Origin of the sequence: Nostoc sp. UHCC 0302, from assembly GCF_038096175.1 — a bacterium.
In the GTDB taxonomy this organism is placed as follows: Bacteria; Cyanobacteriota; Cyanobacteriia; order Cyanobacteriales; family Nostocaceae; genus UHCC-0302.
Window position 1 is genome coordinate 1,095,906 of the sequence record NZ_CP151099.1, and the last position, 13,847, is coordinate 1,109,752.

Here is a 13,847-nt window from a genome sequence, read left to right on the forward strand (position 1 = left end):
AATCAGTTTTGTCAATAGTATTTACTTTACAAATCAGCCGATTAATTCAGTATAAAATTCAGCTTAATACTAAATTGTGAGTGTAAAAATGAATGATGCTTTGAAATATGACGTACAGGCTTAGCTAGCCTTGTCTACGAGACGCTATGCGTAGCTTGTTTTCCCATAGAGAGAGGTACGGTGTCGCTAGCTAAAAAATTATGTTTTCCACCCGATTTCCGGCAGAATTTTAAGCACTATTCCTTATTGACAAATTGTTTATGACCTTAATAACTTATCAAAAATAACCCGTAACAGTAGGCTCCACGCGTTGAAATTCCTCAAAAGCAAGCTCCATCTCCTCAATTTCTATTTCATGACTGTTAGCGTTAAAATCACTAATTTTGTAACTAGTAGGCCAACCACCATTTAATTCAAATCTAGCTCTTTCCTTGCCTTCTTGATTGTAAATAGATAAATAAATATTTTTACGTTCTTTACTCCACTTACCTGTTTCAATTTTTTCAAACCAGTCCCACCAAGTTTTGACTCTGGTCAAACCTTTACGCAGAATAATATTACCACTTTTAGTATTGCCAGGAAGTTTAGTTATAACTGGTCTACCTTTTGATGCTTCTGCCCACTTTTGAGAAGTTACTTCACAAATTTCAATTACCTCCTGGGTTCTTGTAATACCTTGGCATTCTAAAAAGTAGCTATCGCTGTCATTCCAGCCTAAGTTTAGTCCTACAAAAAAACGGTATTGTGTGAGAAATTCTTTGTCTCCTAACTTTGAAGCAAACGGTACTTGGAACATAGTATATATTGAGAATTTGAATTTTTATGCAAATCTAATTTAACTTAAAATTTAAGATTGCTATCTATAAGTTATGGCTAACTCTTGTCTATAACAAACAGCTAAATAAAACCGAACAATTGAGTTTTACCCTCAACTCTTGAGGTTTTTTTGAGTTCTTTCAATCTTAAAACTCTTAATAGTCATCTCAATCTGCTCTGTCGCCAATTCATTGTTTTTAGCATCGAATTCTGGGGCTGTATATGATATAGGAAAGCAATTTATAAAATTTATACGGATTACTTCTGTTGTCCTATACTGGACATAATCAGTAACTGAAACTCCTTTACGGTTGTCCTCCCACTGACGGCTTTCTCCATCTTTGCTGCACTTGAAATACCAATCGTAGATGCTATTGTCAACCATTGTACTTCTGTGTTTACAGAAGTGACTTCACCAATTTCAATTACATCCTGGGTTCCTGTAAAACCTTGGCATTCTAAAAAGTAGCCCTCGCTGTATTTTTAGCCTAAGTTTAGTCCTACCAAGAAACGATATTTTATGAGAACTTTTTTGTTTCCAAATTTGAAAGCGGTAGTTGCCATAATACATATTCTTATTTAACTTAGCAGTTAAGGTTGCTATCTATAATTTATAGCAACCTCTTGCTAATAATAAACAGCTAAATAAAACCGAACAATTGAGTTTTATCCTTAAGTCTTGAGGGACTTTGTAGTTCTTTCGATCTTAAAACCCTCAATAGCTACTTCAATCTGCTCTGTTACCAGATCATTGTTTGTAGAATCAAATTCTGGAGCTGTATATGATACGGGAAAGCAATTTGTAAGATTTATACGAATTACTTCAGTTGACCTATCTTGGGCATAACCAATAACTGAAACTGCTTTACGGTTTTCATCCCAGTTACGCTTTTCTCCATCTTGGCTACACTTTAAATACCATTGGTAGATGCTATCGTCACCATTGTAATTTAAGGTAATTGTGACATTATTATGTTCTACCTGTCCAGGAGTGTTTTGACGGATTACCTTACCACTTTTGCCTGAACCTCTAATATCTGTAGTGGCATTATTTTTTATCCCTAATCCTGTAACTGATTTAACAAATTTCTCCTCAATGCCTTCTGCATTAAAGTAAAAGACTGAAGCACCAATATATTCGTTTGCCATGAGAATCTCATCTCCTAATAAATTAATAGTGTGGAAAAATTGCAGAAAATACTAAGCTGTTACGTATCAAGGGTTATCATTAGTCATTTGTAAACACAAATGACTAATGACGTTCTTACGGAAAATAGTGCAATATATGCGGGTTAGCTTAATCAGTTATTGATCATCAAGTGAATTCCATTGACTGATACGGAAGACCACAAACTCTGCTGGTCTAACGGGGCAAACACCTATTTCGACGTACAAACGACCTAAAATTATACTTTCTGGTGGATTCAATTCCGCATCGCATTTAACATAAAATGCCTGTGCCGGTGAATCTCCAAATAAAGCACCCTCACGCCAAATACGCTCCAAAAAGTTACTGACAGTACGTCTGACACGCGCCCACAAATCTTGATCATTAGGTTCAAAAACTGCCCATTGAGTACCCAGTTCAATTGATTTTTCTAAGTAACTAATCAACCGACGCACGCTGATATAACGCCACTCTGTTTTATCTGGCTCAACTAAAGTTCTCGCTCCCCAAATGCGGATACCTCGGTTCGGAAAATTGCGAATGCAATTTATACCAATGGGGTTCAATAGTTCCTGTTCGCGGAAATTGGTATCGTAACCCAAACCAATTACGCCTCTGGGTACTTCATTTGCAGGCGCTTTATAGACACCTCTGGTTTCGTCGGTGCGTCCCCAAACACCCATCATATGACCACAAGGAGGTACTAAAATGGGATTGCCGCGATCGCGCGGGTTAGGAACTTTGATCCAAGGATAGTAAAGGGCTGCAAACATCGAACGACGGTTAAATCTATTCAACCAATTCACTACTTGTTGGGGTTTAACAGCATCAGGTGGTGGATCAAGTAAAACCATGCGGTTGGGTGGATTAGGAATATCGCCACTGGCAGAACCCTCGCACATGCTGATCATCAGTTCCATAATCCCGTGGACTTGATCCAAGTTCAGCACTTGTTCTTGATAAGCCCGCATGAGATCAGGGCAAGCCAGCATTGTGATTTCATCAATTTCAAAAATCCCGCGTACCCCTGTGCGATCATCTCTTACCCCTTCTATATCTTGTGAGAATCTATCCGCAGGGGGGGCAACAATTGGTGGCGCTAGTTCGTATTGACCATTAACTGGACGGCGAGTTAATGGCTGTCCACTTTGAGTAATGTCTTCTACACTGACATACATAGAATTTCTCAATGCCGCCAGCGCATAAGTTGCTACTTGAGCATTCGGGTCGCGGTTCATCGTCAAGTTCTCGTATTGTTCTAGAAGCTCATCTCCTCGACGAATCTGGATTGTGAAATATTCCCCTGTATTTGGAGCAGTTTCTCCTTCAGTACCTTCAGGTAGGGGACGAGGAGAACCATCGATAATTAAGATATTTACTAATCCGCCTGTTGCTTGCTCAGGGCGCAAAGTAAAGCGAAGGGCTGGACGATTGCCTCGAGCGTTGATTCTCAGGGTAGTAGGTTCTTGAGTTGCGGGTTTAGGTGCGCCTGGTAATTGAGTGCCAATGCTTGTCACCCAGCAGCGACCGCCACCATTCATGAAGTAGCCATAGACTGCAAAGGGTAAGTAGGCGTTGAAATCGGTGAAACCATCAGAATTAGGACGGGCAAAATAGTTGAGATATTGCGTCCAATTAGTCACCAACATTGGCTTAAATAGCTCAGCATCATCTCGAATATCTTCTGTAAAGCCTACAAACCCGGCAATTGCTGTGCTAACACCTTCAATCGGTCGGCTCCCTCGGTCAAACTCTTCAATATAGACACCAGGAGCAAAATAATCAAGTCTAGCCATTAAAGTCTCTCCAAGTCAGTAAAAACTTAATTATTCAGGAGTTAAAAATATCTCTCTAAAAATATAACTATCATCTACCAATGCATTAACATTCTTGGGTAAATAGCCAGGACAATTTATATTTAAAACATAGTTACCTCTCTCAAGGTTTTCAAAAAAGAACAGTCCTTCTTTCTTACTTTCCGTGAATTTTGTAGTTCCTTGGAGAGTAACTTTTGCCGTCAGTAGTGACAGATTTGTTGTCGCACTCTTGACAGAACCTGCAATTACTACTCGCCTAGCCATAACTTGGTTACCACCATATTTACCAGCTGTACTTTGCAGGTCAAAAATTCGTTCCCAAACTAAAGGTGTTATGGTAGGTTGCCTATCAAGAGGCACGCTTATTGTTAAATACAAGGCTAAACGCAAAGGTACATTAAGAGCGCTCCATATGCCGCCAAGCTCAAGTGGCGGCTGTATTCCAAGCATCATAGGCAAACTACCATAACCCCGCAATTCAGGGACTAAAAACTCCTCCTCCAAAGGTTGATGGCGTAGAAGTACAGTCAATGCTTCACTGAGAAAGTGATGCTCGCCTAAAGTCGTCCTATCCCAAGCTGTTAATAGCAGTGAAACATCAAACCAATTAGGTGCCCAATTTACAGTGCCAGGTTGTTGATGGCGTGTAATATTACGTTCAACTTGCCTTCCGGCTTGTTGATACTGCTTACTCTCACGAATATCATAAATGTATAAATTGAGAGTTGGACCTACCCCCTGTTCCCTTCGATTACCAGGATGGCTAAAGTCAATTTGCTCCGTACTGGTAAGTGAGGTTCCTCCAGCTAGAATCTCGGCTAGAGTTTGAAGAACGGATATGAGCATGAAGGTGTTGTGCTGGTAACTAATCCAGATGTATCTACAGTATATGTATCAGCCTTGTAAAGTTAATTAGACTTTTGTCGATATTTTGAGATGGGGCATTAGGCATTGAGAGTACTGTTAGCGGTAGCGGGGCGTTTAGCCCGTACTGGGTGTTGAGTGCTGTTAGCGACAGGAGATTTGTAGTAGGTGCTGAGTTAAGAGTCAATAATAATTGAATAATTGATCTGTATTTATTTCTCTTGTTCCCTCTGCTCCCCTGATCCCCAGAATGATGATTGAGGGGGCTGGAAGATATTAGTTTTTCAAGAATCCGAAAAGCAGCAACTTCAGTTTGTAGATTTGTCTGGAGCAGTTCTTAATCAAACGCACTACATTTCTTTCTTGTGGGATCGGTCGAAAATCCCGTCCTAGTAGTCCACCAGACTAACTTTGATGGATAAATAAGTTCGTTCTCATGCGCTTATACTATATATTTATAAAAGTGAGAAGTACCTATGAATATAAACTTAATAATTCTTGTTTGTCTAAATTATTTAACAAGATAACTTAACAAAAAAATAAGTATTACTGAAACTGCATAATTTTATACTGTTCAGCAGAAGAGTAGCAATATTTGGTTGCAAAAAGTGAGTAAAGCTATGACACTAGGCTTTTCTATACAAAAACTAGAAAATGGCTCTAACTATTTGAGTTCTTCAGATATTCAAAATTTTTGTCAACTCAAGTCTGAGCAGCTAACTAGTCAAGATCCAATTTTTTTCGCTCGGATTGTCTATAATGATTGCTTATTCAAAGCTCATCAGGAAGTTATAAATTATAGTCAATATCAAACTCCTTTTTCCCAAAAAATTTTAGCTTATTTGCGGTCAGAAGCATGGCTTATAGATTTTCCACCTGCTTTTACTTTACATGAATTTAGACTTAAGGACTTTTCATATATTTGTTATATTTGCCCCATAGGCTATAGAAATCAAAAACCTGAATACATTCAAATTATTACTCATGAACCTCTCTCAGAGAGTTTGCAATTATACATAAAACGCTCTGCCATACTCCTGAGCAAGTATGTAGATATTTACTTAGACTACAAAAGACAAAAAACTGAAATTCAACTACTGGAAGATATTCTGCATCGAGTAGGTCATCAATTGCGTAACTCTCTAGGACTTATAGGATTGTATGCACATAATTTATACTTAGGGTTAAAGGATAGTCCTTGGAAAGAGCAAGCAACAATTATCGGCGAAAGCATACAAGATTTAGATACTAATTTAAATGAGCTGATTGATTGTGGACAAAGTGCAAAATTAAGAGTAACATCTCAAAATTTAAGAAGTTTGGTAGTTGAAAGTATCACAAATTTACAACCTTTAATTAATCAAAAACAGCTTAAAATATCGATTCCAGATACATCGACAGTACTGAAGATAGACAGATTACAAATAAAACAAGTTTTTGACAATATCCTCAGTAATGCTGTTCATTTCAGTCCTAATTCAGGAACTATTACCTGTAATTGGCAAATTTTTCAAGATGAAGTTTTAATTAAAATCTCAGATCAAGGAAAAGGACTATCTCAAGAGGATTTACAGAAAGTATTCACCCCATTTTATTCCCGACGTAAAGGAGGTACAGGACTGGGTTTAACTATCGCTAAAAAAATTATTTTGGATCATCAAGGAAGTATCTGGGCGCAAGTTTTGTCAGAACGGGGAGCGCAATTTTCTATAATTCTGCCTCGACCAAGGAATAATTTATAATTAAAAAGATGATTCATGAACAAAAAAAACTTTCAGTTTTGCTAGTGGATGACGAGGAACGGTTCCGCCAAGGGATACGTACTCTCCTCAACTTTTATAGTATTAGTTCTACATTACCTATAGAAATTGTGGGTGATGCAGATACTGTAGAGCAAGTTTTAAAGTTGACAGCCCAGAAATCTCCAGATTTAATTTTGCTAGACTTGCAATTGTCCGGGTGTGATGGAATTACAGTTTTAGTACGTCTTAAAGAAGCTTCTTATAGTGGTAAAGTTTTAGTATTATCTGGTCACCAAGAAGACGATTGGATTTTTAGAGCGATGCAAGCAGGAGCTGCGGGTTATGTGTTTAAAAATCGTTTAGCAACTCAATTAGGTGAAGCTATTGACACTGTAATTAGGTCTGAAGTTTATCTACCTTCGGAAGTTGCTAGCCGTTTTTTCAGGTTTTTTCAGGCTTATTCAGACTCTGCTATCAGAGCCTGTCATCAGTTACATTTAACCGAAAGAGAGCAAGAAGTTTTATATTGGTTAACTCAAGGTGCTTCTAATGAAGAAATTTCTAAGCATTTATATGTAACAGTAGCTACTGTTAAGGCTCATCTGACAAGTATTTTTGAAAAATTGAAGGTTACTAGCCGAACTCAAGCTATTGTAGCTGCTATCAAGTTAGGATTAGTTAAAGCTTGATAACTTCAGAAGCGATAGACGCAATCCTCGAAACCTTTGTATATGCCTTCATTTGAATCTTTTTATAAAGAATATCCTTGCTCATATAATGCTCCTTTAAGTTGTGATCGCCCTTTTCAAACGGCCCAGCAAATCAAAGGCGCTAAATTTTGTTTGGAATGCGGTTTTCCTGCAACTTTACCCCAGGAAGCTGAGATTAAAGGAAATCAAGGTACTTACCAGGTGGGTAGTTTTTTAGGAATGCGAGGTTTAGGGCGCTTATACTCAGGTATCCAAGTTAAAGATAAGCATCCTGTAATTATTAAAGAATACTTGTTACCAAATCGTAGTTTTAATGAAAGCGAAACTCTCAAGCGTAAAGATAGTTTTAAACGCGTTGGAGGAGTGAGTTTAGCAGATAGTAGAATTCAAAACTTTCGTCTTGCAAACACTTGGGAAGCGATCGCTGATGAGAAAGGAGAACGCTGTTATTTAATTACTAAAGAAATAGGAGCATCCCAGACTTTAGGTAAATATCTTATAGAAAAAGGAGCAATGACGGCTGCTGAGGTACGTGAGGTACTAAATCAAGCTCTACAAACTCTACAGTTTCTCCACACCCAAAAACTGCGGTTTCCCTCGAACCAAATACAGCAAGGCTTAGCTCATGGTAATATCAATTTAGATAGTACTTTAATTCAATTAGAAAATAATCAAAAATTTTATATATTCTTTTGTGATTTAGCTGTCTGGGAAAATTTATTTATTCCACCTAGTATTGCTCAACCTGCACCTGCTACGCCTGAACAAGACTTAGAGTCATTAGGATTAGTAGCTTTTTATTTATGGGTAGGACGGACAACAAATTATTCGTCTAACCAACCACTTGATTATAGAGATAATCAACAATGGCCAGATACTGATAGTCACTTAAAACAGTTTATTTATCGCTTAATTGGTCTAAGTACTCCTTTTGAGAATGCTGAAGTTGCTCGTCAAGCACTGTTACAGCTTCCTAAAGAAGGCGATGTAAATAGTTCCAGGAGCTTGTCTACTACTAAAGAAACAGCAAAACGTTTCCCAACACCCTTAATTTTGTTAGGAATTCTAGCTTTGCTATTATTAGGAGGGGGAATCTTATATTATTTTTGGCCTTGGAAGAAATCACCTGATAACCAATTATTAATTTGGTCTGGACTTGTACGGACTTTTTCAGAAGTGGATAATGTCCCTCCTGGAAAGTATATTTATACAGGAGAAAAAGATAGTACATGGAGTTTCATATTAACCCAGTCAGTAGACAACAGTAGCTTAAAAGATGTATTTAATAACCCAAAACCAGATGCAAAAGCAACATTTAACTATGCAACTGTTATTTCATCAGATATAAATAACCCTATTAAAAGTATAGAAGAAGTACAAGCAGGTAAAAAAGACTTTGCAATTACCAGTTTGGCAGAGAGTATCACAGGTAAACTTGATAAAAAACAAGTTGCTTATGATGGACTATTTGTTTTTGTAGCTTTTGATAAAACAGATTCAAACCTTGCTAATGCACTAGGAGGCAAAATTACTATTGACCAATTGCGTAAAATTTTTACAGGCAAAATTACCAATTGGCAGCAAATTAATCCCAAACTGCCAAATCTTACTGTTAGGCCTTTTGCCCCAATAGAACCTGAAGCAATACAGAAATTTCAACAAATAGTTCTCAAAAACGATCCTCAAGACAAAGCTTTATTTGAAGCCAAAGTCCAGAGAATTGAAACAAGCCAAACCCAGGTACGGATACGCAAAGAGAGTGAAGCTCTAAATGGGCAACCTCTTGGCATTATCAGCTTTGGGATTCTCAGTAAAACTTGGGCGCAGTGTGCGGGCTATCCATTAGCGATAATTGATGGCGGTAAGCCAGCGAATCAGCCTCTGTTTCAACGGCGTGAGCGCCGCCCAATAACTACGTCAGATGACTTGTGTCAGCATGACGACTATTTTTTTGATGTTACAACTTTTCAGAGCTACCCCTTGGGATACCCTACATTTGTAGTGTACCCTAAAGACAATAACCGCCCGTCAGGTGGTTCTACATTTGCTGAGATGCTAACTACTCGTCAGGGTCAGTGTTTACTTAGTAAAGTAGGTCTTGTAGCTTTACAACCTATGCCTGATGATATAAATTCCTATGCCTGCAAATCGGTGCCCTAATCCAAATTGCGAATATTTTAACCGCGCCCTGCCCAACAATGCTAAGGTTTGCCCTTGGTGTTCCACTCCTGTGGGTAATGTAGTTACTCCAACCCCACAACCTAGTCAACAACAAAATAATTCACAACCACAACCTATTGAGCAACCTCCACGACCAGTAACAGACCAGCCTAGCTATCATCCTCCCCAACCTCCCGTTGATTATTCAACAGTTTATCAAGAGCGGGCTGTACAACCACCAATACCGCCTGTTTATAACCCGCCACCCCCAAGATTGCCTGTTTTAAAGCTGATTCATACTACAGGGAGGGAATTTCGCTTGCTAGGAGAAGGAGGTTTTATTGGTCGCCGCAGTCAAAGTACAACAATTGCGCCAGAAATTGACTTAGCTGGCATACCTAATGAGGGGGTAGTTTCTCGTCGTCATGCGCGAGTCGATTGGGACTGGACGCAAAATTCGTACATCATTGTAGATATGAGTACAAATGGTATTTTTTTAAACGGGAATCTTTTAACTCCTGGTGTACAGTATCGCTTGCTGAATGGAGATGTATTGCGATTTGGTCAGGATAATTTAGTTAATTTTACGACATATATAATGTAGCATTAGTAGCTAATTTAACAAATGTAACACTTAAGTGGGTAGTTGGTGATTTGATCAACTACCCTTCAATTTGAGTATAGGTGCGCTGTTTGAAGCGTCTCTACAATGGTTTACCTGTCACATTCTTTTTTCAAAATGAAATTACTTCAAAAATACCACCATCCTTAGGAGAGGGGATAAAAATTTGCCTCTATTTTTGTCTGATCTCATCTGGGTTAAGATCAGCGATCGCTTCAGATTGTTCTAAAACAAGCGTACCGATTGAGCGATCGCGCTTCGCCTAGAGATAAAGGTGAGGTTACGCCATCATACAAGTCATATTGCGATCTCATTAAATTGCTAATTCTTCCTCCCGTTGCTGATAATAGTTTTAGAGCTCATTATTCAAGAGGTCTGATTGTGGTCTTTGCTCAAAGCAGTCCCCCAGATGTAATAACAACTCGCCTCACATTAGACGAGTATCGGGCTATGGAAGAAACCAACCCAGAACGCCATGAATACCGCAACGGAGAGATTATTACTATGTCGGGAGGTTCGGAAGCCCACAGTGCGTAGACGCGAAGCGGCTTGTCGTGAGACATCGCTAGCAACTTATTAATAACTATAGGGTTTTTGCTGAGAGACACCGATTTTCGTTTGTATAACAGCGACTTGCGAGTTTGGATTCCTGAATATCAGTGTGGTACTTATACCGATTTGATGGTTGTTAATGGCAAACCAGAATTCAATGGCAATCGCAATGATGAAATTCTCAATCCTTTACTGATTGTCGAAGTTCTATCGCCCTCTACCGAAGCCTACGATAGAGGCGAAAAGTTCAGAAAATATCGCTCTATTGCCAGCTTTTGTGAATATCTGCTTGTGAGCCAAACTGAACCCTACATTGAGCAGTATTACAACCAGGATAGTAACAGTAATGATCGCTGGCTGTGGCAAGTTCACTCTAACCTTGACCGGGTGATCGTTCTGCACAGCTTAAACATAGAAATTCCCCTGACTGAAATCTATCGTCGCATTAATTTTTAAGAGTGGCTAACTCTCTGACAAGAATACCAAGTGAGCCGAGAAATGGCGCATTACACGCACGTTTTTGCCCCTTACAAGAGTGGCGATCGCTTCGTAAAGTTCTACAATCGCTGCTTTGTTCAAAGAATCTGTCAACAACAGCACCTCCTGAACAAAAAATTGTTTCCATTGTAGCGTCTGAGCGATCGCATTTTTGGTGAGAATGGAGAGATTGATCACCGCGAATCAATATGTGCTGTAGCCCAGTAACGCTAGTAGGGTGCGTTAGATGTTTGTATGTGGATATTTGACAAGAGATTTGGTGGTTTACGCCACAGGACATCGAATGATTGGTTCGGTGCGTTACTTCGTTAACGCACCATACAAGATTAGGCGATCGCACTGAACATGGTCTATAGCTGTATTCCATTAACATAATCGTAAAATGGCAAACAATTATTAATCCATCTTTGCCGATAGAGTATCTAGATATACAAGCTTTGTTTGTTTTCCTTCTATTTCGTATGTGAACACTTGGAATGTCTGTTGGTTGAGCTTTTTGCCCATAGTATTAACCAATCTTTGAAAGTCGGATTTCGCTGCGCTCCATTGTTTCGGTCCGCTCATGCCACCGCCGGCTTTGTACATGAGTCCTGCTACTGAATTGGCAGAGAACCCTAGAGTCTGTACTTCATTGTTCTCCAAAGCATTGGCACTTTTCTCCTGGTTTTGTTTGAGTTTTTTCAAAAGGTCTTCTATTTCAGAAATTGCTTTATCTTGCTCAACCAGCTTTGTATCTGGCTGTAGGTTCCCACTAAAAGCATCTTTCTCATGGAACCCAATATATGAATCTCCTACCTGCGATGGGTCGACAAGAACTGCCATGTATCTAGCCATTGTCGTTACTTCTGGTCCCATCTTGAAGTAATTTGGTAGTAAATCTTTATGCGTGAGCGACCACTTCCTAAGACCACTGTGATTCCCTCGTTTAGCCATCTCTAGCGCTTCTTCAACTGTAGCCTCCAAATGATCAAATTCTTTTTCTGCGTGCTGCTTTTGCATGGTTCTAATTAATAAACCCCCAGTATTGAATTTGTTTATTATTTCCTGCGCTACTGATGGGATGCCGACTTCTCCTCCCCCCGTCTCTTCGTCTGGTCTACGTTGTATTATTTGTCGCTGTACTTTTCCTCCTAATAGTTGCGCCGTTTGCCCCCCATTTTGCTGCACCACATGGGTCAACTCATGGGCGATCAACTCCTGCCCCTCCCGACTCCCCGGCTGATACGCCCCCTGCCTAAAGAACACATTTTGTCCGGTCGTGAAAGCCCGCGCCTGAATTGACTGATTCAACTGGTCAGATTGACCATCCGTGTGAACCTTCACCCCACTGAAATCTGCGCCCAATGCCTGTTCCATCGGTTCGCGGATGTTGTCTGCCATCGGCTGTCCACCACCCCTTGCTTGGTTAATCGACGCTTCCAGGTCTGGCGCATCTGCCATAAGAGCCTTGGCCCGACGCTGCACCATCGGCTTCATTTGTAATTCTTCCTCATCCTTTGGTGCTGACTGTCGTTGCAGTCTGCTATTATTCAGAGTTTTCATTTGCAACTCATCTTCTGACTCTGGCAATGCTTCTCGCTGGATAGACTGGGGATTTACAGGCTGCGCTATTCTTTGCATTACCTGCCGTGCTACGCTATCAGCTTCCTCTTCAAATTTATCCCCAGGTTGGCTAATTGAGAGTTTTGCTTGGGGACGAAGCACGGGTATTCGACTAATGTCGTGAGTTGGAGGTTTATTTTGTGCTTGTACCTCAGTAGTTGTTTGAGGTGAATCAGAAGAGGAGTTTAAACCAAAACCGCGTGTTGATTGTTTAAGAGATGGTATTGAAGAGGAACCAGTACTTGCTTTTTTGGCTTGGCCTATACGTTCTCTCATTTTGTTCTCCTGATGCTCAAGCAGTTGATGGGTGAATACCTTGCTGGTGCAAATATGCAAAATATGCTAGTAGCATATCGCGATCGCACTTTTAACACAATTCATCAAAAGTCTAAATCAAGACAAGGACGAAGTTCGACTTTTGGCTACTTTTGATTCTGTTGCAGTACCTCTAACCTTAATTTTAGGAGAAATTTTTTCATGTATGAACTCAAAACAGCAACAAACTTTTTTCACGTTCAATGGAGATGTTGGTGGTACTGCTGGCTACGCAGATGTTTCAGCGTCATCTGATGCTAGCAAAGTTGCTAAAGCTGCTAGTAAATGCCTCAACGACTCACTACTTTTAAACCAACTCACAGAGCGTGTGTATAAACTTTTGCTAGAAGACTTGCGATCGCAGCAGGAAAGGACAAGTAATTATAGTTCCCAAAGGTGGTTGTAATGGTTGGAAATTTCATCGGAAGAGCAGGAGATGCAATAGGTATTCCTAACAGCCTTGCTAAAGGCGACGTTGATCACGAATTAAATTATGTCACTACTAATCGTTTTTACATAGAAATAGACAGTTCTATTGCTGCATCTTTCACTGAATGTTCAGGATTAAGTGTTCAAATTCAGAAAAATGTTTTTCACGAAGGTGGTGTCAACGACCAGCAAAGAATTTATTTAGGTCATACAGAATTTGAAGACATAACTCTTAAACGTGGGTTTACCGATCATCCAGGTTTTTGGAACTGGATGAATACAGTTTTTAATGAAGAAGAGAAAACATCTCGACGCAATGTCAATATTTTGATTTTCAATCAAGCTGGTGAAACGATGATGAGTTGGACTTTAATTGGTGCTATTCCTATAGCGTGGAAAACACCTGCATTACAAGCAGATGGAAATGCAGTTGCTATTGAAGAATTAACTTTGGCTTATGAAGGTTTACAAGTTGCTAGAGAGACAGGAGGAGGCAATTCTGTAGAACGAGATGAAACAGGATATTTCCCTTCTAGTTAATTGGCTATTTTT

15 protein-coding genes and 1 pseudogene are annotated in these 13,847 nt (G+C 39.6%); 9 read left to right on the plus strand and 7 right to left on the minus strand.

Features of this window, described 5'->3' with window-relative positions; translation table 11 throughout:
• Positions 1 to 277: 277 nt before the first annotated feature.
• The 5 genes from WKK05_RS04530 to WKK05_RS04550 form a co-directional block, all read right to left on the minus strand.
• On the minus strand, positions 278 to 796 hold the full coding sequence (locus tag WKK05_RS04530) for a phage tail protein (RefSeq protein ID WP_341528589.1): 519 nt from the start codon (positions 794 to 796) through the stop codon (positions 278 to 280).
• Positions 797 to 928: 132 nt separating this feature from the next.
• The gene (locus WKK05_RS04535) at positions 929 to 1,201 is read right to left on the minus strand and encodes a phage tail protein (RefSeq protein WP_341528590.1); all 273 of its coding nucleotides are present in this window, start codon (positions 1,199 to 1,201) and stop codon (positions 929 to 931) included.
• Positions 1,202 to 1,488: 287 nt separating this feature from the next.
• Positions 1,489 to 1,965 carry a phage tail protein gene (locus WKK05_RS04540; RefSeq protein ID WP_341528591.1) on the minus strand — a complete coding sequence of 159 codons (477 nt, stop codon included), beginning with the start codon at positions 1,963 to 1,965 and terminating at the stop codon, positions 1,489 to 1,491.
• Between the two features lie 156 nt (positions 1,966 to 2,121).
• The gene (locus WKK05_RS04545) at positions 2,122 to 3,780 is read right to left on the minus strand and encodes a phage tail sheath C-terminal domain-containing protein (RefSeq protein ID WP_341528592.1); all 1,659 of its coding nucleotides are present in this window, start codon (positions 3,778 to 3,780) and stop codon (positions 2,122 to 2,124) included.
• 30 nt (positions 3,781 to 3,810) lie between these two features.
• The gene (locus WKK05_RS04550) at positions 3,811 to 4,647 is read right to left on the minus strand and encodes a Pvc16 family protein (RefSeq protein ID WP_341528593.1); all 837 of its coding nucleotides are present in this window, start codon (positions 4,645 to 4,647) and stop codon (positions 3,811 to 3,813) included.
• 638 nt (positions 4,648 to 5,285) lie between these two features.
• Between WKK05_RS04550 and WKK05_RS04555 the strand changes: the two genes are divergently transcribed.
• The 6 genes and pseudogenes from WKK05_RS04555 (at position 5,286) to WKK05_RS04580 (ending at position 10,907) form a co-directional block, all read left to right on the plus strand.
• Positions 5,286 to 6,407 (plus strand): HAMP domain-containing sensor histidine kinase, encoded by a 1,122-nt coding sequence (locus tag WKK05_RS04555; protein ID WP_341528594.1) that lies wholly within the window; start codon positions 5,286 to 5,288, stop codon positions 6,405 to 6,407.
• Positions 6,408 to 6,415: 8 nt separating this feature from the next.
• Positions 6,416 to 7,096, plus strand: a complete 681-nt coding sequence (locus tag WKK05_RS04560) for a response regulator transcription factor (protein WP_341528595.1) — start codon at positions 6,416 to 6,418, stop codon at positions 7,094 to 7,096.
• Positions 7,097 to 7,138: 42 nt separating this feature from the next.
• Positions 7,139 to 9,277, plus strand: a complete 2,139-nt coding sequence (locus tag WKK05_RS04565; protein WP_341528596.1) for a substrate-binding domain-containing protein — start codon at positions 7,139 to 7,141, stop codon at positions 9,275 to 9,277.
• Complete coding sequence (locus WKK05_RS04570) at positions 9,255 to 9,881, plus strand: FHA domain-containing protein (protein WP_341528597.1); 627 nt, start codon at positions 9,255 to 9,257, stop codon at positions 9,879 to 9,881. The genes WKK05_RS04565 and WKK05_RS04570 overlap by 23 nt, the downstream gene beginning before the upstream one ends.
• Positions 9,882 to 9,970: 89 nt before the next feature.
• A complete protein-coding gene (locus WKK05_RS04575) occupies positions 9,971 to 10,165 on the plus strand; it encodes a hypothetical protein (protein WP_341528598.1) in 195 nt (64 codons plus the stop codon).
• Between the two features lie 115 nt (positions 10,166 to 10,280).
• A pseudogene (locus tag WKK05_RS04580) lies at positions 10,281 to 10,907 on the plus strand (Uma2 family endonuclease).
• Positions 10,908 to 10,913: 6 nt separating this feature from the next.
• Here the strand turns inward: WKK05_RS04580 and WKK05_RS04585 are convergent.
• Positions 10,914 to 11,126, minus strand: coding sequence for a hypothetical protein (locus WKK05_RS04585; protein ID WP_341528599.1), 213 nt, complete (start codon positions 11,124 to 11,126; stop codon positions 10,914 to 10,916).
• A 219-nt stretch (positions 11,127 to 11,345) separates the two neighbouring features.
• Positions 11,346 to 12,827, minus strand: a complete 1,482-nt coding sequence (locus tag WKK05_RS04590) for a DUF4157 domain-containing protein (protein ID WP_341528600.1) — start codon at positions 12,825 to 12,827, stop codon at positions 11,346 to 11,348.
• Between the two features lie 27 nt (positions 12,828 to 12,854).
• Here WKK05_RS04590 and WKK05_RS04595 point away from each other — a divergent pair, with 27 nt between their 5' ends.
• The 3 genes from WKK05_RS04595 to WKK05_RS04605 are packed head-to-tail and all read left to right on the plus strand — an operon-like array spanning position 12,855 to position 13,835.
• Entirely contained in the window at positions 12,855 to 12,983 is a 129-nt protein-coding gene (locus WKK05_RS04595) for a hypothetical protein (protein WP_341528601.1), read from the plus strand.
• On the plus strand, positions 12,970 to 13,272 hold the full coding sequence (locus WKK05_RS04600; protein ID WP_341528602.1) for a hypothetical protein: 303 nt from the start codon (positions 12,970 to 12,972) through the stop codon (positions 13,270 to 13,272). Before WKK05_RS04595 ends, WKK05_RS04600 begins: the two co-directional genes overlap by 14 nt.
• Positions 13,272 to 13,835: a phage tail protein gene (locus tag WKK05_RS04605; protein WP_341528603.1), complete on the plus strand. Its 564-nt coding sequence runs from the start codon at positions 13,272 to 13,274 to the stop codon at positions 13,833 to 13,835. The genes WKK05_RS04600 and WKK05_RS04605 overlap by 1 nt, the downstream gene beginning before the upstream one ends.
• The last annotated feature ends 12 nt before the right edge of the window (positions 13,836 to 13,847 follow it).